Source organism: Streptomyces sp. PTL18, from assembly GCF_059510295.1.
The window spans coordinates 57,525-79,142 of the sequence record NZ_JCAJZO010000028.1 but is presented as its reverse complement, the minus strand read 5'-3'; the positions used below and the strand labels follow the sequence as shown (position 1 = coordinate 79,142).

The window sequence follows — 21,618 nt, the reverse complement described above, 5'->3', positions numbered from 1 at the left end:
AATTGTGCCAAAAAGGCGGGAAACGTCACTGATATGAGCGTCGGGGCGGAGCGGAGAAAGCACTCACGCCACGAAACATGCAAACTATGTTCTGAGTGGACCGCATTCAACATGGGCTGTCGGGGCTGTCGGAGCCCGCTCCGCCGGAAGGGTGGCATGTGGGGGCGGCCGGCTGGGGCGGCAGCCGCTCATGCACGGGCATCGGGTCAGGCGGTCCCAGGGCACGCGCGGGTGCCGGTGGACGGTCTTTCCGTCGACGAGGGCGTAGCCTCGGCGTCGACACCCCCTCAGAGGCGCCTGATGTCCGTCCGATGACTTGGTCGCACCCTTTCTGGTCACGGAGCCGGGGAGCGGTGGGCGTTCCCCGGCGGGCGAGTGTCAGGCGGCGGGGCGCAGGTCGCGCACCGGCACGTCCTCGGGTGGCTGGCTCTGCCACACCACGTAGGCGGTCTTGACCTCGTCCACGTCGCGCCACAGATCGACGACGGTTGCCTGTTCGGCGGCCCGGTGAGGCTTCGCCACCGTGTCGCCATGTGCGAAGCCGTACGTGTCCCGATTGGATTGCGCAGTGTCCGCGTCGACGTGCCGGACCATGCTCGTGGGCAGAGCGACGGGGAACACGTCGCCGTCGAAGCGGACCGTCACCGCGCCGTCGATGGCGCCAGTCACCGTGCCGTGCTGCTCGAACCGGCGGGGAAGCGTCTCGTGGTGTGGGCGCCGTTCGGTGATCCGCTCAACGCGGTCGCCGGCGGCGTACGTCGCCGGGGCCAGCCCCGCAGGGACGACCAGCGCCAGGTCGTGGCCCATCCACTGGAACAGGATGCCGTCCAGGGTGAACAGGTCTCGGTACCGGTGGTGCCGTGCGGGCAGCGCGCGAAAGCAGATCTCCCCCACATGGGCGGTCGGCATCCAGCGACCGCCGGGTAGCTCGTCAAAGTAGCCAACGACGAGATCACCACCACGGACCATGTCGGCACGCGCCACCCGCACATCCCCTGGGGCGACCCCCTCTGGCAGCGGACCGAGGTCATCCCGGCCGATCACGACGTTCCACAACGGCAGGGACACGGCGGCGGTTACGACGGGCAGAGCAACACTCACAACAGAATTCCTCTCGAGGCAGGACGGGGTGCGACCGAATGCCGCACTCCTCGGAGATGGCCGTGGGACGGGGGACGGCGGGCGTACGCCACGACAACGGATGGGGCCAGGCCGCGCCCGGGCCGCGCAGAGACAGCCAGCGTCAGAACAAGGGACCCGGGGGCCGGGGCTCGGACCCCCAGCCCCCGGGACAGGTCAGCCCTTCCAGAGCATCCGTCGGCCGCCGAAAACGTAGGGCTCGGCGCCGGTGTCGTCCAGGACGTGCGCGTCTCGGGCGGCGTAGCCGTATCCCCATGCGGCAGCGAGCTGCTTGGCGGCGTCGATGGCTTGTTCGTCGGAGGTGAAGTCCGTGTACTTCTCAGACGTGAGGGTGGCGCGGCTCTCACCGTTGCGGCCCTGAGCCTCGTAGCTGTAGCTGACCTTTGCGTCCAGGGAGACCGGAGCGAAGCGGACCCAGAACGAGGGTATGTGGCTGCGGTCGGCCCAGCGGACCTCCCCGCGGACAACCTTGCGGGCCTCGTCGCGGGCGTCCTCGAACCGCGCGAACGGATCGGCGATCCGGTGTCCGTCGGTGAAGACGTAGAACTTGCCGGGGGCGGCGGTCGGGGCCCACGCGAGATGCGTGGCGACGATCGCGTCGCTGTGGATCTCCTCGGTGCCGGAGAAAAACCCAGCCTCGCCGAGGTGGACCGCGCCGCCGAAGGGGTGGGCGTAGTCGCCCAGGATCTGCGCCATCGGCGCCCGGCTGCCCGTCGTAATCCGGACCGGCATCAGCTTCCCGGCGACACGCATGTCCCGTGCGACCTCGGAGTGCGCGATCCGCATGAGGACGGTGTCCCCCGGCCTGACGATCGTCTTTCGGCCCAGAAGAGAAACAGACATTGATGCCTCCCGTGTCGTACCGATGTGATGCGGCGGGTTCACTGCGGTGCTTCCCACACCCCCTCGCCACACATGCAAACTACGATGTTGATGTATTGCATTCAATAAAAGCGATGAGATGCCGGGAGACCGCATCGCGCCGGTCAGAGGGCCGGGGTCGCACGACGAGAAGGCGGCACTCGGCGCCCCGCCCGGCCGCCACCCGCCCCTTCTTGCCGCCTCGCTTTTCCCGCCCGCCAGCCATGCGCCGGCGCCGCACCCCCCAGTCGCATCTGTGCGGCCTTCCGGACAATCTGGCCACCGACAGCAGAGCACGCGGATGGGCGGCGATCGAGCGCCTCGTTCCGTGCGGGTGGGTTCTGCGCGGTAGGGGGCTGTGACGTGTCGGCCGTTCCACGGGGATGCAGGGATCTCCAGTGGGCGGCGGGCGGCAGAGGGAATCCTCTGATGAGGCGTTCTGGCCCGCGGGACGGTTAGCCAAAGGCGGCGCGGGCCGCGCCTGTGCCGGTTAGCCAAGGACGCGGCCCGCAGGGGCTCAGACGAGGGCGCGCGGTGCGGTCTACTCGTTGTCCTCGTCGCTGCGCTGGGGCAGTTGCAGCCGGACCTCGCCACCGTTGAGGTCCTGCCACTGGACGGTGCCGGATGCGTTCAGTTCGAGGAGCGCCTCGTGGAGGGCATCACCGGTGACCACGATGACAGTGGCGGGCTGCTGCCCGGCCTCCCCCTTGATCGGGTCTGTATCGAGGAAGGCGGTGTCGCTGAGGAAGCGGCGAGCGGCTTCCTGGGCGTGGTGGGCCTCGACCTGGTTCAGACCGGACTGGAGGGACTTGGACTGCTTGAGCGACCGTGCGTTGCTGTTTCGAGCGTCCATCAGGCGGTCAATAACCCGGTCATCGTTGTAGGAGCTGTTGCCGTTGTCATCGAGGAGGATGGCCCGGTTGTAGATGGTGAACAGGGCCCGGGTGGCGATGAACGCTTCGTGGTGCTGGGTGTCGAGGTCGAGGGGCCGGTTACTTGCGAGGTCGGCCAGTCGTTCGCAGGCGGCGCTGAACGCGGCGTGGGCGCTCTTGGCGTAGGTGCGTGCGATGGTGGCGGAGTTGGGAGTGGAGGTCATGAAGGTGCCTTCCTGTGAGACATGGCGAGGCCGTCGCCCTGGCGCCGATCCGGGCTGCATTGCGGCGACGGGATGGTCGGTCAGAAGGTGCAGGTGCGGCGAGGGCGCGGCGGTCCTGGCATGCGGTAGCGCGGTACTCGGCCGATGGACTCGGCTTCACCAGCAACGGGCAAATTATGTAAACAGCGCTCAGCATTCAATGGCACGCCGTGATTCGGTGTCTCTACGCCGTCATCCGTGGTCACCGACCAACGCGGACGCCGTCTCTGGGCGGGTGATGCCCGCGGTCTCCTCGAAGCGCTCGATGATGCGGGTTGCGGCTTCAATGACGGTGGGCGGCTCCACGCCCGGCGCGCTCCCGGCCCCGCCGATCGCCTTGCATGTGGCGAGGATGTCCCGGCCGAGTTCGTCCCACTGCGGCCCGTCGACGTTGCGGAGGGCAAAGTAGGTGAATCCCCACATGTCGTGGATGCCCTTGTGCAGGCCGCGCGCGGCTGCGCGATTCGGGACGGCGGCGAAGGCAGCAAGCGCCATGCGGGTGGTGTCCGCGATGACGGTGGCCGTACGAGGGTAGCTGAGGCGGTTCATGGGGTGGGTGTCTTCCGTCTGCGTGCCGCGGCTGCGCTCTTTGACGGCCTGCTCGCACGTCTGGCAGCCACAGGTCGCGATCATTGTTAGCGCTGTGGCGTTGCGGAAGGCGCCGAGCGCGTCCCCGATCAGCGCCAGGGTCGCATGACGGCTGTGGAGGTTGTCTGGCAGGTGGTCTTCCATCAGGTCGGCCAGCGCCTCAGCAACATCAATCAGACGTGCGTAGAAGTCCCGTGCGCGTTGCGGCATTTGGTCCACCGCGCTGATTGTCAGCAGCTCTCCGCCGGTTGGGGCCTGCGCCAGAAGGGAGCGTATTTGACGTGCGAGCGGGTCCAGGGCGCTTCGGAACATGCTGTCTGCGTTCCGCTTCTGGAAGGCGTTCTGCCAGGCCCGGAGGGCAGCTGTACGGTCCGGGATAGAGCTGGCCGGCATGTTGGCGGTGACGGGTGTGCTCATAAGGGGTTCTGCCTCCTTGGCAGTGACCCGGTGTGGAGGGGCCGGGGCGTGGTGAGCAGGGGCCGCTCGCGGCCGTACGGTTTTAGAGCGGCCTGTGGGCGGATGACGGGCTGCGCCAGGCTGTCGGAGGCGCGTCAGGGCAAAGGCGGCCACGCGGGCTTGCGATGGGCGGCGAGTGCGTCGCGTAGTGCGCTCGGGCCCTGAGTGTTGCCGATGTGGACGGCGTTGACGATGCCGAGGACCAGGCGGGGGTCGTCTGTCCATTCGGCCTCGGTCCACATGGCGATCTCGTCCTCGCCGTCGCGCAGGTAGACGGAATCGGTGTCGAAGTCGACGTCGAAGCCAGGTTCGGTGCGGTACCAGCTGAGGAATTCCTGGGCGCGGGTCTGGGTGAAGCGGACGGTGAGGGTGCCGGTCTCGGTGAGCTCGCGGTCGATGCCGTCGGTGGCGCTGTCGGGCCATGAGGCAATGAGGGTGAGGAGTCGGCCTGCGGAGGGGCCGTCAGCGGCCAGGGTCATGGTGAGAGCCAGGGCCTGGTGGTCAAGGTCGGTTTCGATCCGGCATCCCGGAACTGCGCGGTGCAGCCGGCCGGTGAGCTCGGACCAGTCAGGTACAGCGTCCGAGAAGGCGTCGGCGTTGGCTCGGACAGTTGCCCGGCGTGCAGCGTGGTTGTCGAGCAGTTCCAGGGCTGCGGCGCGCAGGGCGTGATCTGTGATCTCGTTCAGAGCGCGGACGGTGAGTTCGGGGCTGCCCAAGTCGGTACCGGAGTGGTAGCCGATCTCGCAGTCCTTGCCGTCACTGGCGCGCAGGGTCAGAACGGTCAGGTTCAGAGCGGCGCTGAGGTGGATCGTCCAGCCGTCGGGCAGGGCACGGGCGTGAGCGGACGTCATAGGGGTGGCTCCTGAGTGTGGTCGCACTGGCTGGCATTGGGGGCCGCGCGGTTGGCGTGGGGCGTCTTGGGAAGCAGTCGGGGATCGTCCCCAGCCCCGGGGTCCGGGGCCGGGGGTTTGCTCGTCGGGTTGCCCGTGTGCGGGTGCGCTGTTGGCCGGGTTGGGTAACGCTGTCAGGCGGCGGTGGCGCCCAGGGATTCCTTCAGGTCTGCGATGCGGTTCGCAGCCTCGGCCGTGCTCGTCGTGGACCAGTAGCCCACACTGATCTGTTCGCCATCGCAGTGCAGGGTCCAACTCCACCCTTCCTCCTCCGGGCAGAACACTTCGAGATGGAGTCGCTCAGAAAGGGGCACTATGGCCACCCAGCAGGTGGAGCCGGTGTTGGCGGTGTCCGCCTCGACGCCGATCTCCCGCAGGCGGGCGGCCATGCGGGCAGCGAGCTCTGCCTCGCCGACACGGCTGTCGGTGCCGTCGACGTCGAGGGGGAGGCCAGAGTCGTTGCGGTACCAGTCGAGGAAGATGCGGGTGTGGCGGGCGTCCAGGGTGACGGTGAGGGTGGTCGTCGTATCGAGGTCAGCTGTGACGCCAGGGGGCAGCTCATCGTCCCCGGCCCGGGCGAAGGGTGGCCAGGCTGCAAGGAGGGCGAGGAGTCGGCCGGCGGCGGCTCCAGTAGCAGCGAGCATCAGGCTGAATCGGCCGGTCTCGTCGGCGGGGTAGGCATCGGTGTGGCAGTCGGGGACTGAGCGGCGCAGCCAGGCAGTGAGGGCATCGAAGTCAGGGATCGCCTGTCGAAGTGCGGCGGCGTCGGCCTGGGTCTGGGCGAGGCGTTCGAAGTAGCTGTTGAGGAGCGCTTGTGCGGCGCCCCGCAGGGGGGCGGGGACCTTGTCCAGGGCGCGGTAGATGTGCACGGCGGGGAGGCTTTCCAGGGCGCGCAGGATCGTGCGGGCGTCGGGGTGGACGGGTGGGGCGGTCTGCTCGTGGTAGTCGGTCTGGCAGAACTCGCCGACGTCGTCGTAAAGGGTGAGGGCGGTCAGGCCGAGGGCGGAACGGGTGTGGATCGTCCAGCCGTCGGGCAGGGCGCGGTCACTCATCGGGTGTTCTCCGTGGTGTTCGAAGGTGTGGGGGAGTGCGGGCGCTGGATGCTTCGGTCCGCCCGGGGAGCTAGGTGTTTGGTGCGGGGACATATCCCGAGGGGGCAGGCCGGGGGCGGGCAGTCGGACCCGGCCCCGGCCGGCCCTGGCGGGTGTCAGTGGTCTCCGGGGGCGTCCGGGTGCTCGGGGCATGGCCCGTAGGCACCGGGGCGGCCCGGGAGAGCGGGGTGCACGTGTCGAATGCCGGACAAGGAGCAGGCGGTTGCCGGGTCCTGGTCGCAGTGCGTCACGCAGGTGCAGGCATCATCGGGCAGGAGGGCCGTCCAATCCTCGAACTCGTCCTCATCGTGGAAGCCGCCGTGCCAGGACGCTTCGGGAAGGCCGGTGCGCTCCCAGCCCACGGCACGCCAGATCCCGCGGTCGGGGTGACGCATGACGTGCTCGACGAGGAAGTAGCGGACGTCCTCGGGTGCGGTGAATCCGTGACCGAGGACGTACGTCGAGCCTGGTACGAAGAAGTCCTCGGGGACCGCGCCGGTACTGCGCACGATGCGGTCCAGCAGGGTACGGGCGTGCAGCAGATTCCTGCGGGCGGACAGCGGGGCGCCGTCCTGGTCATAGGTCTCGGCAAGGTCGATGGCGTTCTTGACCGGGGTGAGGTCGAAGAGGCCGGGCGCACTGCTCAAGAGGTCTCCTAGAGGTTGGCGGCGAAATGCCGGGGGCTGCTTGGAGGGGGGGCAACGGCGGGGCCGGGTGACGCCGTTGCCCCCTCTCTGGACTTGGGTCAGGCGAAGTGGCGTTCGGCGGCGGTGGCCGTCAGGTACAGGCCCGCTCGGGGCGCGTCCGTGTCGGGGCGGGCCAGCGGCTCGGCCAGGATTCGGCCCTGACGGGTCACCCACCACCCGCGGTCGACGGCCTGAGTGAACACCTGCGCGTGGCCCCGCAGGATGCGCGAGACGTGCCCGGTCGCGGGGTCGTAACGGACGTCCAGGAGGTATCCGGCGGTGATGAGCCAGCCGGTGAGGGTCTCGGCGTCCTCGATCGTGATGCCGAACGTGGAGGCGAGGGCTCCTTCGACCGCATTGCGGCCGTGGAAGGCGCCCCAGGAGAAGGTGCCGCCCAGGTAGCGCATGGCCTCCTCGGGCGTGGGCAGCCCAGCCGGGGTGTAGGGGCTGGTGGGGCTGCCGCTCACTGGGTGGGAGTGGCTTTCGGAGGTGTGGGCGTCGATGGACATGGGGCATGTTCCCTTCGGGTGGTGGGATGGGCAGTACGGCAGACTGCAAGGGCTGGAGAGCCGCCCCGACTCCACTCAGTCGCGGCCGTCTATGCGAACCGCTCTCAGGCGGGATGTGCGCGGCATCGGGGCTGGCGGGACTGGGCCCCGACGGGCGGGGTCGGTGCTCCGCCCGAAAGTGGCTGGTCAGTGGGCAACGCGGTCAGCCTGGAAGCGTGCACATGCATCGTCGTAGAGGGCGGAGCCGTGTTCGCTCCGGAAATGGCCGCACTGCGCACACTCCCGATTGGCCAGGTAGGAGGGTGCGGGCCAGTAGAACCACACGGCGTGGCGGGTTGGATCGGTCATCGTGACCAGTCCCCCGCGGTATTTCAGGACCGCACCGCCACGCTCCAGCGTCCAGGCCGCGAGTAGGCGAACGTAGGTCGGCGAGTGGTGGGGGGTGTCCCGGTCGAGGGTGGCGTGTGACTTCCCGACGACGGCGGACAGGTAACCGCGGGGGTGGTCGCACTGCTCGGGCAGCACTACCGGAATCGGTTCGGTTTCCAGCGGGACGGTGGTCGCTCCCCGCCAGTCGAACACGCCTGGGCGGACGATCACCGCGCGCCGCTCACGTACGAGGTCCCAGTCAATTCGCCAGATGACTTCCAGTCCGTTGTAGGCGACCGCGCGGGCCACCGCAGCCTGCTCGTCGTCCTTCATGGGCAGGGGATGCATGGTGATGCGCACCGCAGTCTCGTCACCGGTGACCAGAAAGCCGCGCCTGCGGCCTCGCTCGGGCTGGTACCGGTCGATGCGGGTCGTCTCCAGGCCGGCGCGGCGCAGGGCGTCGGCGACCAAGCGCCGGGCGACCGCCCCCCGGTTGGCGGCATACACCGGGCCCGAGGTATAGATGCCTGCGGTGAGCTGGTGTTCCCAGTCCTCCTGAACGCGGGCCTGGGCAAGGCGGCGGAGGGTATCAGTGTGAAGCATGGAAGTTGCGGCCTTCCTTGTCGCAGAAGCCACCCGTGAGATGAATGGGTGGGAGTGAGCGAACGTCAGTACTTGCTGTGTGTCTGGGCTAGGCAACGAGGTGCGCCGTTGAATGCAAACTATGTGTGCACGTGACGCCATTCAATGAATTGGCGCTTTGGAAGTTCTCAAGGTTTGCCGGGTGGCGGGACTGCACTCCCTCCGCCCCTTCCGCCTTCCTGCGGCTCTCCGTGTTCCCGCCTCAGTCCCCAGCCGCCACACAGAGAGACTCTCGAGGAGGTCGCGTATGTGGGGCGCAACGACGGCGTCGTCGCGATGGCTCAGGTGCCGAGGCTCGGCATGGGCGGGCGGGGTGGTGCGGCAGCCCTTGGTGCTGCCCGGCCGGGCAGCACCAAGGGTGGGGGTCGGCCGGGCAGCGTCAGGGACGGACGTTGCCCGGCCCAGAGTCACCGAGTCATCCAGCAGTCACGGGGGTGAGTGTGACCTTGGCGGGGTCGACGCGGTCATCCCAGACGGGGTTCTCCTGGCTGTTCACCCAGATGTCATGCCCATCGCGGGTGCGTGTGCGGAAGAGGGTGGTGCCCTCGTAGGTGGCGAGGTCGCCCGGTCGCCAGCCTGGGGTCAGCACTGTGAGGTCGCCCAGGGCGTCGTGTTGAGGCAGTTCAGTGCCGTTGTCCAGCGTGATGGTGCCGCCGTAGTGGCTCTTGACGCAGGCCGTGAAGGTCACGCGTATGAGCGCACCCGCCGTGAGTTCGTCGCGCGTGCTCTTGGCAGGGTGGCCGACGGACTCCTCATTGTGGTGCACAGGACGCATCAGCTGTTCGTGGGTCCAGTCGCTTGCCGTGATGAGCTGAGCGAGGATTGGGTCACGGTCGGCGTCCCAGTTCAGGACCCTGTTCCAGTCGATGCGGGGCTCTCCTTGGGCAAGCTGATGTAGAGCATCGAGTACGACGTAGGTTGCCAGGTCGGGCCGGAAGAGAGCGTAGGCCTGTGGCTGATCAAGGTTGAGCGCGCTGGCTGCGGCCGAGTAGACATCGGTGATTTCACCTTCATCGTCTTCGGCCAGCACCGAAGCCCCGCTGACGTTCGCATAGTCGCCATATCGGTTGTTCAGCAGCGTGTGGCCCCCGAGGAACGCAGCCCACCCTGCTACGCCGAGGCGAGTGATTCCGGCGGCCGGGTCACTTTCAGGCATCTCACCGGGGGCGAGCTGGGCATGGGGGCCGTTCATCGCGGCGCCGGTTTCGTAGTTGGCAGGATGGTTCAAGATGTGGTCGCGGACTCGCCGGGCGAGGTCGGCGTTGGGCTGCATGTGGTGAATCCCTTCGAGGGCACGGGCACGCTGGGACGCGTGCGAGTCGGTTGCAACTCAGCTGGAAACTATGTTTTCGATATGCAGCATTCAATGCGCCCGGCCCCATCCGGTCTCCGGGTTGAGGCAGGGTACTGCGGTGATCTGACCAGTAGGAGATATCTCTTCCAGGTGCTCATGGCTCCTCGACCGTGTCGCCGATGGCCCGGCCGGGAGGTCATGGGCGCGGCTGCCCCTATAGGCCTTCTCAGCGACCCAGCCGGCCGTGGAGCTGGCCATCGATGCCTGCGGCACGGGCGGCCGGGGAGCCAGCCCAGGGCGGCCACGACCTCCTCTCGTGGAGGTCAGGAGCGAGGTCAGGTAGTGCTCCACACCGTTGGTTTCGGGGCCGTCGGCGATGGCGTCGACAACTTAGCTGCGTGGCGATGGCCTCCGGGGGGGGCAGACAATCGCGCCGCCCAGTTCGTCGCGCGCTGCTCTCTCGCTGAGCCAGGGGCGCCGCTCGCTGTCGAGCATGGGTTCGTTGGGCAGGGCCCACCAGTTCCGCGGGACACGGCGCGGGGTATCACTGGTGGGCTCCTGCATTTCCTAACCACCGTGGCTGAAGGGGTGAGCCGTGTACCCACCTCAGCGTGGGGAGGGAACGCCGTCACGGCTGCCGTTCCGGGGCATCAGGGCGGACCGCACAGCGTGGGGCGGCCTGCTAGGACGCGTGGCCATCGAGGGCCTGGAGCACGGCGGGAGACCGCCGTATGGCCTCCTGCGCCATGGCCCTCACCATGCGGATGCCGAGGACGTCAGCAACCCGGCGAACCGTTTCGTCGGAGAACATGCCCAGCTCGGGCCAATCGGCTTTTGCCGCGGTGAGCTGCTCGTCGGAAAGACGGTCGATGGTCCAGGCCGATGGGGCGGGGCTGTCGATGACCCGACGCTTGGACATCTCCTCGTCGATGACGCCGAAGTCCTTCACGATCGCCGCGGCGATGTCGTCACGCTGCTCCATCAGCTCAACGTCCCAAGCGATGCCCTTGCCCTTCCGCTCGTCGGAGAGGTGCTGGTCCAGGCTGGCTTTGAAGGCCACGGTGTTCTCGCGGAGCCGGGCGAGCGGGCCGTTCAGGTCGGGCTTCTCGTACACGGTGATGTCCCTTCGTTGCGGGCGTTGGCGGTGTGCTCATTCGCCGGTGCGCCCGGGGCACCCGATAGTGGGTGCCCCGGAGGTCTGTGGGTTCAAGCGGTCAGCATGAGGAGTTGCCTGTAATCCGGGCAGGAGTTCAGCTGCTGGCGGACGTCACCACGAGGCGCGGCGGCTACCTTTGCCTGATCGCTGGGTGCTTTGGTGGCTGACAGAGCTGTCCTGGGGTCGTTCACAGCTCGCAACTGTGATCAGGAACCACAGGCATGCGGCGATCAGCTCGGGCGCAGGGTTTCGTCCGAATGCCAGGCCGGCGAGGCCAGCCAGGGTGAAGCCTGCCGACACGGCCAGCAGCCAGCGATGGGCAGGCTTGGGGCCCCAGACCGCAAAGATCACGAGCGACAGGCCGAGAAGCACGCCGGTCAGTAGAAGCATCTGGACGGAGGTCATAGCGCCCTGTTCTTGGGTGAGCTGGTGGCGTGGCGGGAATGGGGGCGGCGCGTGGGCAAGGGACGCGGCCTGCCATGAGCGGCCCCGCAGGACGCGTGCCGAGCGCCCGCAAGGTGCGCCGGTTAGGCCGCATGGTGCGCGACGACGTTGGGGCAGGAGTCACCGTCAACGACGCCACTTCCATGGCAGTTCACGCACTCCCGGGACAGCTGGAGCTGATGCAAGGTGCAGAGGCTTGCGAGCGCTGCGGCATAGCCGGAGGCGGACCGGTCGTAGCGTTTCTCAACCGCGTCGGCGAGTAGGCCAGCGGTTTCGACGGCCAGCTCGTAGCTCTTGGCAGCGGTCGCGGGCTGGTTGGCTCCCTTGGTGGCCATGGCGTCTCCTCATCGAATGACTGGGATAGCTGAGCGATCACTCATGACCTGCAATCTATTTAGCTGCGATTCTCCATTCAATGATTCACGGTGGCAGTTCTCGTGACTGCCGGAGAGGCTCGCCACCGGTCCGACGGCCTCCCAAGGGCAGGCGCTTGGATGCAGTAGCTCTCTCACCCCGGGCCCCTTTTTGCTGATCCGCCTCAGCCCGGCGTGATGACCTGACGGTGCCGAATTCACCGTTCCCTATCCATCACGGTCGCAGGACCAGCGCGTCCCATCGAACGTGAGCCGGTGGGCGGAGAGCGTCCAAGATCCAGATTCCAGGCTCGGGGCGGCCAGTGGCTACGCGGTGAAGGTTCCAGTCGAGAAACGATGCGACGACGGTGAGATCAGAGCCGGCTTCGCGCCGCGTGCTCGAGGTTCGCACTTGCCGGGACGCGTGGGGGACCGCGGTGGCGAACCGCGTGGGCGCATCAGGCCTGGCCGTATCGTCCGCTCGGGTTGGTGCGCTGATCCCTCCCGCTTGGTGCCGCCGGTGCGCCGCTCAGGCCGTTGCGCCCATAGCGGTGTCCAAGCCATAAGGGTCGAGGATTGCATCCCAGTCGATGGCATCGGCTCCGTTGGCCAGTTGGCCGAGGGCGTCGAGTGCGGCGGCGCGTGTCAGGTCAGGCGAGAAGAGTTGGGCTGCATCGAGTGCATCGAGGCTCAGCGCGTGGCCGGCACGCTGTGGCATGGCGTGGGCGTGCTCGTCATCGGCGTGGCCGTTGAGGGCGCGGGCCTCGCGGAGGGTCACGAGGGCCAGGTCCTCAGTCGTGGTGAGGTCGTCGTGCAGGTGGGCGTGGACGCGTCGTGCGAGCGTGGTGTTCGGCATTGGTGATCTCCTGTAGGGCGTCGGGTGGTCCGGGTAGCAATTCGAGCGGGTCGGGGCCAGTCAGCGCTACGGCTCAGGGCCCGGGTCTCACGGGGCTCCCGGGGGTGGGGGGCGGAGGTATGTGTTGCTGGATGGGCGGTCTCGGTGGTGGTGAGGTGCTAGATCGTTGGGGTGTCGGCAGGGGTGGGGGCGGAGGAAGGGACGTGCGGAAGTACTCAGTCCGATTACGTGAGGCCTGCGCGGAATCTCGTGCAAGTGCTGCTAGTTGTGCCGCCGCGGGCGTCAGCGCGGGACGGGCCGGCCGAGCCTCGGGCGCGCGTTCCTGGGGCTGGATCGCTTGCTCGATCTTTACGTCGGGAAGAGTGATTCGTGCAGCTGCGCGTTCGTATACCTCGGCCTGCCGGCGGGGGCCGACGGCCAGGACTTGAAGTCGCGGGCGACGGTCGGTGTCGTGCGGGGTGTCAGTTGGGGGAAGGAAGCGGTACACGATGCGGTACCGCGGAGCTTGTTGGTTGAGGCGACGACCGATGTCGTGTTCCTGGAGGTCGAAGTACAGCTTCCAGCAGTTGCCAAGTTCGGCTGGCCAGGAGCGTAGCTTCTTCAGCCGTCTTCCTCGAATTTCCTCGGCGGCGAGCTGTCCGATGCGGATGAGCGCAATTCTCTGCAGTTGAACATCGCCGAGGGCCGCGATGTCAGCACCCACCTGCGGGAGGTGGTGGCTTCGGTAGCGGTCTACTCGCATCGTCCTGGCCTCCGTCAGCCGGGCTGGTCCTCGTCGGCGGGGCCGAGACCCTGAAGCAGTTCTGCTGCATTCTCGGGGTCGTGGGCCGCCACAAGCCGCGTGAGTTCCTCTAGGCTGACGCCCTCTTCCCCGGCCTCGGCGGCTCGCTTGCCAGCAAGGTCGGCAATGTCGGCGTTGTCGATGCGTTCAGCTCGGAGAAGCGCCACGAGCATCGGCAGGGGCATGAGTACTGCAACGGGCTCGCCGTCTTCGGCAGTAACGATCTCGGGTTGGGCCCGGTTAGGGTTCGCGACGAACCCATCTACGACAGCTCGCAGATTTCCTTGCAGCCATTCAATGCTTGTCACTTCGGCTCCTTCAACATCACTCAGGGTACTGACGCTCCCGATGTTCGCGAGGGTTGCGGGGCGGCTGATGGTGCGGGGATCTTGGCGCCTCTGGCGGTGCGCTCAGAATGGGACGAACTCCGAGCAGTTCACACCGAGGAGCCTGTGCTCGCGGTGCAGGTGGGCTTCGCAGGCGGCACACCTACCGTCGGGCAGACTGTCGGGAGCACCGCAGGATGTGGAGTCACACACTGCGCAAGGCAGGTTTGTCGAGGCGAGCGGCGACATTCTGATCAGCAGGCGGCCTGCGATCATCTCGGCACCGAGCTCGATCAGGCTGGCGATGGCGGCGTCGAGCAAGGGGGCGTGTTCTGTGTCCAGGTTCAGCGACCGAGCGCCTCCTCCGTCGTAGTGGAGCACGAACTGTCCGGTCCGGTCGGGCTGCACCAGTGCACGCGCCAGGCCGGTCTGCGGGGGGCTGGGCGGCTGAAGGAGATCCCGTAGTGCGCTTGCGGCAGCTGCCTGTCGGCGCGCGACGAGTAGCTCCGTGACGCGTGTCCTGATGATGGTGAGTTCGGCGTCGGTGCGGTCCCCCAGACGACGCAGATCAGCTGCTGCGAGTGTGCTGGAGGTGGCGCCAGGCGGCGGGTTGAACAGGTCCATCGTTGGTTCCTCTGGTCGGGCCCGGGCGCCGCGGTCGCGCCGCCCGGGCTCTCTGTACGGGGTGCTGAATTCGCGGTGAGTTAACGTTGTGGGTTGGGTCAGATTTTGAGACGGCGTGTGGTCTGGGCCTGTGCTTCTTGGCTGATGAGAGCCTCCCACTGGCCTCCGGTGATAGCCGCCAGGTCGACGGGCTCACCCGCGGCGGACCGTTGGAGCAGGTCTTCGACGGTGGCAACGGAAAGCCACACCCGGCCGTCGTCGTCACAGTCCAGGGCAGCGTGAGGCTTTGGGAATAGCCCGAGCGACGGATGGTGGAGGTTGAGCTCCCCCATGATCTGTGTTCCGTCGGCGTAGCCGATGCCGCTCCAGAAGCGCCAGGACGCCCCAGGCGCGCACTCCATCAGGGCGCTGACCATGATCGTGTGGGCGAACTCGCCTGTGCCCGCCGCCTCGTCGGTCCCAACGGGAAAGTCGTCGCAGGTGTACAGGGAGTCGTCGCTGAGCTGTGTAGGCATGGAGGGGCCCGGCGCCTCGCGGAATCCGCGACCGGTCAGCAATGCGTGCAGTTGTGGCTGCTCATCGGCTGGGCAGGTCGCCAGGTGCAGGTAAGCGCGGCGGCGTTCATTTCCCATGGGGTCATCCCTTGGCGTGAGGTTGGTGATGGGGCGGCCCGCGCAGCAGGGCTGGGTAGCACGGGGTGATGTGGGGGCGAGGTGAACGTAGGGAGGTGGCTGAGCGCATTCAAGAGTTGGTGGGGAATTTCGGTGACCTGGTGCTCGGTGACGGCCGACAGCTGTGTGGTCCAGGAGCTCGCCGCACGAGGCATGGGTGGGCGCGGCCAGTTCCTGCAGGCCGAGTCCAGCACGGGGCGTCACGAGGGGCGCTCTACTCAGTCAGAAGAGATGGTCGGGGGCGGTTCAGCGTGGCTCGTTCGATCTCTCTTGTGATCCGTCCCTCGGCGGGCCAGCAACCTTGGGACTTCCCGTACAGCGGGACATAGGCGATGAGCCTTCCCGCCTCGCAGGAGCCTCCCAGCTCCCCTGTTTCAAGCGCTTGTTGTGCTGCGCGCGTTTAGGAAGCGTCGACTACCGCGCTCTCCGACCGCAGGTCCAGGGCCGCACACGCCCAGCCCGTCGTAGTCCGAGGCAAGGAGTTGACGTGAACAGAACTGACCATCGCCGAAGTTCCAGTAACCGGCCGGCCGACGTCAGCTATGCGCATCTGCTTCGCACGCCCTACGCGGCACGTCTGTTGTTCTCCACCTTGGTGGGGCGTCTACCCAACGCTATGGCCCCGGTGAGCCTGCTCCTCGCGGCGCATGACGAGCACGGATCGCTCGGCTTCGGTGGCGTTCTTTCGGCTGTGTACTTGGTGGCGTTCGCCGTTGGACAGCCAGTCCTCGGACGCATCGCGGATCGGCATGGTCCTTCCCTCCCGATCGTGGCCGGCGCGGTAACCGCCTCCAGCGCACTCGGGGTGCTGGCTGTTGTGGGCACTGGAAGCACTGGCCTTAGCGTGCTGCTGGCGGCCGTGGCCGGACTCTCGAACCCGCCTCTGGAGTCGGGGCTGCGCACACTGTGGCCGAGGATTCTGCCCACTCGGTCTGGGTATCTCCGCGCCGCGTACGCTCTGGACAACGGCTCCCAAGAGGCTGTGTACGTGGTAGGCCCTCTGGTGGCCGCGCTGCTGGCCGCTCTTGCCCCTGGGGCGGCGCTTGCTGCGACCGCGGCGGTCGGGGTTGTCGGAGGTCTGTCCCTGGGACTGGCACGGCCTGCTCGTGAACTGCGGCCCATCGCCCTGGCGGAACGCCATTGGCTCGGTCCACTGCGCAGCCGGGAGGTGCTCGTGCTGCTGGGTGCTCTCATATGCGCTGGAGGGGCAGTCGGCGCGGTGCGGGTCTGCGCTGCTGCTCAAGGCGAGTCCCTGGGCGTGGCCTGGCTCGCCGGCGCCCTGCCAGCCTTCATGTCCTTCGGTGGCCTTGTCGGAGGACTCGTCTATGGTGCGCGGGGCTGGCCTGGCGGCCCGTTGACCCATCTCGTGCTATTGGCCGTCGGTCACGTGGCGGCATGGGTGCCGATGATGTGGGGCCTGGGCGCTGCCCCATCCGCGGCTCTCGTCATCCTTCCGGGGGTGTGCTTCTCAACTCTGGTGTGCGCAGCCTGCCTAGTCATCAACACAGTCGCGCCGACCGGAACGGCCACTGAAGCCTTCGGCTGGCTGATAGCTGCGGTCAACTTGGGAATCGCAGCAGGGTCGGCCGTGGCTGGTTGGGCTGACGGCAACTACGGCGTTGCGCTCGGGGCCTCCGTTGCCGCCGCGCTCGTGGTGCTCTGCTCTCGTGGCTGGCTTCGCGTTCGGGCCGCCGCTGTTTCAGCGGCGGCCCGAACGGCGCCATCTGCTACTCCGGCCAGGAGGGTCGACGCGGTCGCTTCGGCCTGATGGCCGCGGCCCACGGGTGATGCAGGGGCCAGTCGCAAGACCGGCCCCTCCCCCGGCCTGTCCTGTCAGGCAGCCAGGTCGAGCCGAACAATCGGCACTGGGCCATTGAGCCGCTCGCTTGCGGCTGGAGCGTAGTCGCGCAGCGGCGGGTACCAGGTGCCCGAGCGGCCTGTGGTCTTCAGCCACTTCTCCTGGAAGCCCGGCCGTTCCTTGTCGGCGATACCGACAGGGGCCGCCACGAGATATGCCTCGGCACACGGATAGCCGCTGTCCCGACGGAGGTAGTGGGCGCGCTCGACGCCAGAGGTCGCTCCCCGGTCCAGTTGAGCTCCCCTTCGGGCCGCGAACTTCCGCACCAAGGCTTCCGCGTCTGCGCGCGGCCCCTCGCAGAGGGTCCGCACCGACCGCCAGGCGACCCCCTTCTTCGCCTCTCCTCGGCACTGAACAGGGCCCTCGCACCACGGCGCGTCGAACCGCGTGATGGGAGCGCCCTGCTCGTCATGCCCGACGACGTGCTCAAGTGGAGGGTGCTCCCGTCGGCAGGCCTCGGTGCGGGGCTCGTGGCACCACCACCGCGGGGTGCCGCACTTCTTCCCATGGTGCTGGCGGCAGTCGTCTGTGCGCGCGGCGTCGTAGATCCGGCGCACCTCGTAGACGGCGTGTGGCGCTGTCTCGAGAGATCGGCGGTAGGTCTCAATGATGGCTTCGTTGGCGGGATCCTCCAGCAATCGGCTGAGGAGCGTGGCGGTCGCGTACAGCGAAGAGTTCTCGTTGAGCGCGAGCGAAGCCTGTTCCATTCGCAGCACATAGGCAGCGTGTTCCGGGTATTGCCGCAGTCGGGCCTCGTGCCGGTCCCGGGACGCGGCCACACCCGAGAATGGGCACATCCAGCAATATGACTTGTTTACGACGACTCCTGAGTTCTGAAGCACATACTGCTCTACTTCCGTGCGTCCCATCTTGTCCTCGATGAGTGGGTAGTACGGGGTACAGACGATCCTTCCCGCAGCCTCATTCACTTGATCCTGAATCTGACTGTCCTTGAGCATTCGAGAGATCTCGTCATTGTTGTATCCGATGGCGCGCCTACATTCGTCTCCCTCAAGAACGTGGTCGAGAATGTTATCCAGCACCCACCCTTTCGAGCGTATAGAGCAGGTCCGGCGGCCGTTGGCGACCTGGGGAACGGTCCCAGCGCGCATGAGCCAGTCTGACAGACGCCAGGGTCCCTGCTGAAATATCTTGCGGGGCTGCCGGGTGTCTGCGAGAACGGCGATTCCATCAGCGTCAGAAGAGCTCATTCGACTCACCTGCACCATACGGACATTGGCCTCCCGAAGGCGAGGCAGCAGGTACTTTTCCGCCGTAGTAAGGGTGTCCGGGAATTCATTACCCGTAACCGCATGTACCAGAACAAGGTCGGACAGGTCGGGCTTCAGACCGTATTTTTCTGGGCTGTTCAGGAATTTGAGCGTGATTGCCCAGCTGTCGGCCCCGAGCCCGGTCGTCTGAACTGTCTTCACCAGCAGTTTCCTCTCTAGTGTCTCGCCAGCTCTTACAGTTCGAACGGTATTTATTGAGGCGTCGCCATTCAATGAATTCGGGAGATCCGTGAAGTGATACAAGAAAGGTGCGGCACCTGTTTTCTAGGCACCGCACCAGCCCTTCATTCTCTTTTTGTCGCTGCTCTGACGCCTACTTGGCGGGCTCGGAATTGGGTCACCTAGTGGCGTCGCGTTTCGGATAGGGGAAGCCTGCTGGCATGAGGAAGCGTTCCCGTTTGGAGGGGCGCAAGCGAAGGGCATAGCGGTGGTTGCCGCTGTGACGCATCGCTACGGCGCCGATCTGTGAGAGAATTTCGGTCAGCCAGCGGCCTCCGGGCTCTCCCGGAAGCCGTGGACGCGCGCCGAGTGCCTCGAGTCGCCTTTCGGCGCCCGCATGCCCGGAGTGGTTTGCTTTTATCTTAGCGATGGTGCGTTCGGCAAGAACGGATCCATCTGGGAGCACGGTGAGGTTTCTGGCTCGTGTTCGCTGCAGATATTGCATATTAAGAGCTTGATAAATGGTACCAACGTGACCAGGAAATAGCAGTTCAGGGCCGTGCGGAGTTTGTCGGAGGCGTGGCTGGGGGTCGCTGTGAGCAAGGATCCCGCGAATACCATGGGCATGAGCCTGGCGAAAGCAACGGGCCGCGAACCAACTTTCTGCCGGCGCTTTAACTTCGTCCAGGAGGACGAGCCGATTCAATTCAAGGGACTGCCGATACGGGAGTAGATCAGGAAAGGGGCCCGTGAGTACAGCCTGCCTCATCGGGACTCCAAGGGTGAGAACTCCTACGAGCCTCGGTACAACGCCGGTCACATCGAGGAGGCCATAGCAAAGGCTGACCGACGGCCAGGTGTTGCTGTAGTGATGGGTCCGCACGAAGGATCGAGCGGCTGCAATAGCATTTCCAGCGACTGCGACCACGCGGTATTCCCTGTGGTCAAATCCTCCCTCGCTGGTTCGGCGCCAACTATGGCGGCCGGAGTTCCAGCGCTGACAGGTATCGGGGGCGGGCAGCGGTAGTGCGAGCTGGTGGCTTTGCGGGTTCATGTGTGGCTCCTTCGATCAGTCGGTCGGAGGTGGGCGCGGCGCTGGCAGATGACCGCTCCGGCGATGGGGAATACCCAGGGCGGCTATCGCGCTTCGGCCGCCCCCGGGCCATGGCGCCAGAGCCCAGAGCTATGGCGGTCCTGGTGAGCTAGAGGTGGTGGCTCCCAGTCGGAGAGGGAGATGTGTGCGCGGGAGGCCGGCGGTAGCTGGTGCGTTGTGGAGTGGCGTGCTGCATCAGGCCGGTCTGCGGCCGGTGCGGTGTGACCGCCTCGGCCGCAGACTTAGGGTGCGCTGACAGCTACTTGAGGCGGTCCATCTCCGCCTTGATGAGCGCCGTGACCGGTGAGAGCCACTTGCCCTCGGCGTCGTAGGGCGTTCGACCGGCCGCCATGGCCTCCACGGCATCAGCCTGCGCGGCGTAGGCGCCGCCAAGCTCACGCAGGGCGCAAACGGCACTCGCGACTCCGGACGCAAGGGGTTCGCGCCAGCTCAGGTCGCGCCTGTTCCTGACGCGGTACAGGGGGCCTTCGACGGCGATGTGGGCCAGGTAAAAGACGGGCGGGTGGATGCCAAGGAGACGGCCGAGCGCTTCGGACTTGGCGTACTCGGGGAGCGTGGAGAATCCGTGCGGGCGTCGGTATCCGGCGGGGTGTGGTCGGGTGATGAGCCCGAGGTGACGCGTCTGCAGGGCGAGGGGCTTCATGAGTTCGGTCAGCGTCTTGCCGGTCTCCTCACGGAGGGATGCCAGACGGGCAATGGCAAGGTCCGCAAGCAGACGGCGTGGCTCGGGCGCTTGTGCCTTGGTGTGCTCGCGCCGCAGGGTGGCGGTGCTCACCGGGTTGGCTTCCCGATGAGGGGTGGTGAGGTAGGCCCCGGCAGGCAGCTTCTCCGCGTCCCAGACCTCTGCGTCGAGGAGCGGGATCCTCCGGTGCTCGCGGTTACCCAGCTGGGTGAGGGCGAGAGAGGCGGCCGTGCAGAGTGCCCTCTCGAAGTCCCGGGTTCGGTCGAAGTAGCTCTTGAACGCGGCGGGGTTGCGGGCGGCGTGCCGGTGGCCGTACTCGTGGAAGAGGGTTTGGAGGGTGTCGGTGAGGTCGTCGAGGAGGTGGTCCTGTATGCCGACCGTGTCGGTTGTGGGCCAGTAGGCGCCGCGTGCCGAGCAGCCGTTGAGCCCGGCCTCGTGGTGGGTGAAGACTCGGAGGGTTCCCAGGCAGCCACGTTCGAAGGTTGCTTCCATGATGCCTCGGGCTAGGTCCAGGGTTCGGCGGCGTGAGTGGCTGAGCTTGGCGGTCGTCGTCCAGGTGGTGGTGCGGGTGGGGGTATCGCGGTTGCGGGAAGCTGCCTCGGCCTGGGGAGGGTCTCCCACACCGAGCAGGTGCATGAGGGCCCGGTGCTCGGCGGGGTTCAATCCGCTGGTGACGCACTTCCATCCCCGGTCTTGGAGGCCGAGTTCGACTTCCTGCGCGAGGTTGCGGGCGTTGTGGTAGATCCGCCCGTCGGGCCATCGGTCCTGGCCGATTTCGCGGAACGTCTGTCGGACTTCATAGGAGGTGACGCTGGTGAAGAACGCCTCGGGACCGGCGAGTTCGCCGTCGTTGAGGGCGTGGTCGACGAACCTCGTCAGGATTTCGGGGTTTGTGCACTGGGCGAGCGCGGTCTGGATGTGCTGTTCCAGTACCCGGCTGCTGACGATGGTGCGGTCGCGGTTTTGGTGCTGTTTCGCGGTGGCCAGAGGGAGGTCGTAGCTGGCGATCAGACGGGGGTCGGTGGTGACCAAGATCCCTCCGATCCAGATGCGTCCTGGCTGGCCGTCGAGGACGATGGACGCTGAGTTCTGAGGCGGGCTGTAGTTCGCTTCGTTGAGGTAGCGGATCTCGGAAAGGAGTTCTTCGGCTAGCTGCTGGTCGCACTCGACCGTGATGCGTGTGCCTCGGACGCGCTGGCTGTCCGTGAACGTCAGGGTCAGCACCCGGGGCCTGTTTGTGCTGCCGGAGGTCCCGATGTTCTTGAACAAGTCGCTGTCCTCCAGTTGAGCACTGAAGGAGTAGCCCACGGTCTCGACGGCCACCGCGCCGATCTGGGAGTCACGGGCGAGGACGAGCAGGGCGAGTTTCTTGCCTTCGCCGAACTGTCCGATGTGGCGGGAGTCCTTGGCCGAACCGCCGAACAACAGGCCCTCGTACGGAATGCCGGGCCCGTCGTCCTCGATCGTGAGGAGCCCCTCTGACCAGGTGGCGCTGTATGTGGGGGACGCGTCGATCGCGTTGGAGATGAACTCCTTCAGGGCCCGCTTGGCGGTCCAGTCTTTCACGTAGTCAGACGCCATGGGGTATTCGAGCTTGCGTGCCCTGTCGGGCGCAGGGGCGGCCGGGGCCATGGTCATGGA

General features: G+C 66.9%; 21 protein-coding genes. 1 reads left to right on the top strand and 20 read right to left on the bottom strand.

The genetic code is table 11. From position 1 onward, the window contains the following. Positions 1–378: 378 nt before the first annotated feature. The 17 genes from AC5WS8_RS33465 to AC5WS8_RS33385 form a co-directional block, all read right to left on the bottom strand. Positions 379–1,101 carry a hypothetical protein gene (locus tag AC5WS8_RS33465; protein ID WP_496107276.1) on the bottom strand — a complete coding sequence of 241 codons (723 nt, stop codon included), beginning with the start codon at positions 1,099–1,101 and terminating at the stop codon, positions 379–381. 195 nt (positions 1,102–1,296) lie between these two features. Next, positions 1,297–1,983, bottom strand: coding sequence for a hypothetical protein (locus AC5WS8_RS33460; protein ID WP_496107275.1), 687 nt, complete (start codon positions 1,981–1,983; stop codon positions 1,297–1,299). Positions 1,984–2,542: 559 nt separating this feature from the next. After that, a complete protein-coding gene (locus AC5WS8_RS33455; RefSeq protein WP_496107274.1) occupies positions 2,543–3,097 on the bottom strand; it encodes a hypothetical protein in 555 nt (184 codons plus the stop codon). Positions 3,098–3,328: 231 nt separating this feature from the next. Further along, a complete protein-coding gene (locus AC5WS8_RS33450; protein WP_496107273.1) occupies positions 3,329–4,141 on the bottom strand; it encodes a hypothetical protein in 813 nt (270 codons plus the stop codon). Positions 4,142–4,275: 134 nt separating this feature from the next. After that, positions 4,276–5,031, bottom strand: coding sequence for a hypothetical protein (locus AC5WS8_RS33445; protein ID WP_496107272.1), 756 nt, complete (start codon positions 5,029–5,031; stop codon positions 4,276–4,278). A gap of 173 nt (positions 5,032–5,204) precedes the next feature. Continuing rightward, the gene (locus tag AC5WS8_RS33440) at positions 5,205–6,122 is read right to left on the bottom strand and encodes a hypothetical protein (protein ID WP_496107271.1); all 918 of its coding nucleotides are present in this window, start codon (positions 6,120–6,122) and stop codon (positions 5,205–5,207) included. A 155-nt stretch (positions 6,123–6,277) separates the two neighbouring features. Further along, complete coding sequence (locus AC5WS8_RS33435) at positions 6,278–6,808, bottom strand: hypothetical protein (RefSeq protein WP_496107270.1); 531 nt, start codon at positions 6,806–6,808, stop codon at positions 6,278–6,280. 98 nt (positions 6,809–6,906) lie between these two features. After that, the gene (locus AC5WS8_RS33430) at positions 6,907–7,356 is read right to left on the bottom strand and encodes a hypothetical protein (protein WP_496107269.1); all 450 of its coding nucleotides are present in this window, start codon (positions 7,354–7,356) and stop codon (positions 6,907–6,909) included. Positions 7,357–7,542: 186 nt separating this feature from the next. Then, on the bottom strand, positions 7,543–8,328 hold the full coding sequence (locus AC5WS8_RS33425; RefSeq protein WP_496107268.1) for a hypothetical protein: 786 nt from the start codon (positions 8,326–8,328) through the stop codon (positions 7,543–7,545). Between the two features lie 454 nt (positions 8,329–8,782). Continuing rightward, positions 8,783–9,640 (bottom strand): hypothetical protein, encoded by an 858-nt coding sequence (locus AC5WS8_RS33420; protein ID WP_496107267.1) that lies wholly within the window; start codon positions 9,638–9,640, stop codon positions 8,783–8,785. Between the two features lie 703 nt (positions 9,641–10,343). Next, entirely contained in the window at positions 10,344–10,775 is a 432-nt protein-coding gene (locus tag AC5WS8_RS33415; protein ID WP_496107266.1) for a hypothetical protein, read from the bottom strand. Positions 10,776–10,928: 153 nt separating this feature from the next. After that, complete coding sequence (locus AC5WS8_RS33410) at positions 10,929–11,222, bottom strand: hypothetical protein (RefSeq protein ID WP_496107265.1); 294 nt, start codon at positions 11,220–11,222, stop codon at positions 10,929–10,931. Between the two features lie 122 nt (positions 11,223–11,344). Further along, the gene (locus AC5WS8_RS33405; protein ID WP_496107264.1) at positions 11,345–11,596 is read right to left on the bottom strand and encodes a hypothetical protein; all 252 of its coding nucleotides are present in this window, start codon (positions 11,594–11,596) and stop codon (positions 11,345–11,347) included. Positions 11,597–12,143: 547 nt separating this feature from the next. Further along, the gene (locus AC5WS8_RS33400) at positions 12,144–12,470 is read right to left on the bottom strand and encodes a hypothetical protein (protein WP_496107263.1); all 327 of its coding nucleotides are present in this window, start codon (positions 12,468–12,470) and stop codon (positions 12,144–12,146) included. 756 nt (positions 12,471–13,226) lie between these two features. Continuing rightward, the gene (locus tag AC5WS8_RS33395) at positions 13,227–13,559 is read right to left on the bottom strand and encodes a hypothetical protein (RefSeq protein WP_496107262.1); all 333 of its coding nucleotides are present in this window, start codon (positions 13,557–13,559) and stop codon (positions 13,227–13,229) included. Positions 13,560–13,661: 102 nt separating this feature from the next. Next, on the bottom strand, positions 13,662–14,201 hold the full coding sequence (locus AC5WS8_RS33390; RefSeq protein WP_496107261.1) for a hypothetical protein: 540 nt from the start codon (positions 14,199–14,201) through the stop codon (positions 13,662–13,664). Positions 14,202–14,299: 98 nt separating this feature from the next. Next, complete coding sequence (locus AC5WS8_RS33385) at positions 14,300–14,833, bottom strand: hypothetical protein (protein WP_496107260.1); 534 nt, start codon at positions 14,831–14,833, stop codon at positions 14,300–14,302. 163 nt (positions 14,834–14,996) lie between these two features. On the opposite strand from AC5WS8_RS33385, the gene AC5WS8_RS33380 reads away from it, so the two are divergent. After that, positions 14,997–16,640 carry an MFS transporter gene (locus AC5WS8_RS33380; protein ID WP_496107259.1) on the top strand — a complete coding sequence of 548 codons (1,644 nt, stop codon included), beginning with the start codon at positions 14,997–14,999 and terminating at the stop codon, positions 16,638–16,640. A 65-nt stretch (positions 16,641–16,705) separates the two neighbouring features. On the opposite strand, the gene AC5WS8_RS33375 is transcribed toward AC5WS8_RS33380, so the two are convergent. The 3 genes from AC5WS8_RS33375 to AC5WS8_RS33365 all read right to left on the bottom strand — a co-directional run bounded on the left by AC5WS8_RS33375 (position 16,706) and on the right by AC5WS8_RS33365 (position 21,615). Continuing rightward, entirely contained in the window at positions 16,706–18,163 is a 1,458-nt protein-coding gene (locus AC5WS8_RS33375) for a hypothetical protein (protein ID WP_496107258.1), read from the bottom strand. 196 nt (positions 18,164–18,359) lie between these two features. After that, the gene (locus AC5WS8_RS33370) at positions 18,360–19,235 is read right to left on the bottom strand and encodes a Mom family adenine methylcarbamoylation protein (protein ID WP_496107257.1); all 876 of its coding nucleotides are present in this window, start codon (positions 19,233–19,235) and stop codon (positions 18,360–18,362) included. Between the two features lie 298 nt (positions 19,236–19,533). After that, positions 19,534–21,615 carry an ATP-binding protein gene (locus AC5WS8_RS33365; protein ID WP_496107256.1) on the bottom strand — a complete coding sequence of 694 codons (2,082 nt, stop codon included), beginning with the start codon at positions 21,613–21,615 and terminating at the stop codon, positions 19,534–19,536. Between the last annotated feature and the right edge of the window lie 3 nt (positions 21,616–21,618).

What these genes read in the sequence shown, in the direction of transcription:
- AC5WS8_RS33425 (WP_496107268.1), bottom strand. Translation starts at nt 8,328, where the DNA reads ATGCTTCACACTGATACCCTCCGCCGCCTTGCCCAGGCCCGCGTTCAG.
- AC5WS8_RS33400 (WP_496107263.1), bottom strand. Translation starts at nt 12,470, where the DNA reads ATGCCGAACACCACGCTCGCACGACGCGTCCACGCCCACCTGCACGAC.
- AC5WS8_RS33365 (WP_496107256.1), bottom strand. Translation starts at nt 21,615, where the DNA reads ATGACCATGGCCCCGGCCGCCCCTGCGCCCGACAGGGCACGCAAGCTC.
- AC5WS8_RS33460 (WP_496107275.1), bottom strand. Translation starts at nt 1,983, where the DNA reads ATGTCTGTTTCTCTTCTGGGCCGAAAGACGATCGTCAGGCCGGGGGAC.
- AC5WS8_RS33420 (WP_496107267.1), bottom strand. Translation starts at nt 9,640, where the DNA reads ATGCAGCCCAACGCCGACCTCGCCCGGCGAGTCCGCGACCACATCTTG.
- AC5WS8_RS33370 (WP_496107257.1), bottom strand. Translation starts at nt 19,235, where the DNA reads ATGAACCCGCAAAGCCACCAGCTCGCACTACCGCTGCCCGCCCCCGAT.
- AC5WS8_RS33385 (WP_496107260.1), bottom strand. Translation starts at nt 14,833, where the DNA reads ATGGGAAATGAACGCCGCCGCGCTTACCTGCACCTGGCGACCTGCCCA.
- AC5WS8_RS33405 (WP_496107264.1), bottom strand. Translation starts at nt 11,596, where the DNA reads ATGGCCACCAAGGGAGCCAACCAGCCCGCGACCGCTGCCAAGAGCTAC.
- AC5WS8_RS33430 (WP_496107269.1), bottom strand. Translation starts at nt 7,356, where the DNA reads ATGTCCATCGACGCCCACACCTCCGAAAGCCACTCCCACCCAGTGAGC.
- AC5WS8_RS33410 (WP_496107265.1), bottom strand. Translation starts at nt 11,222, where the DNA reads ATGACCTCCGTCCAGATGCTTCTACTGACCGGCGTGCTTCTCGGCCTG.
- AC5WS8_RS33450 (WP_496107273.1), bottom strand. Translation starts at nt 4,141, where the DNA reads ATGAGCACACCCGTCACCGCCAACATGCCGGCCAGCTCTATCCCGGAC.
- AC5WS8_RS33390 (WP_496107261.1), bottom strand. Translation starts at nt 14,201, where the DNA reads ATGGACCTGTTCAACCCGCCGCCTGGCGCCACCTCCAGCACACTCGCA.
- AC5WS8_RS33445 (WP_496107272.1), bottom strand. Translation starts at nt 5,031, where the DNA reads ATGACGTCCGCTCACGCCCGTGCCCTGCCCGACGGCTGGACGATCCAC.
- AC5WS8_RS33455 (WP_496107274.1), bottom strand. Translation starts at nt 3,097, where the DNA reads ATGACCTCCACTCCCAACTCCGCCACCATCGCACGCACCTACGCCAAG.
- AC5WS8_RS33440 (WP_496107271.1), bottom strand. Translation starts at nt 6,122, where the DNA reads ATGAGTGACCGCGCCCTGCCCGACGGCTGGACGATCCACACCCGTTCC.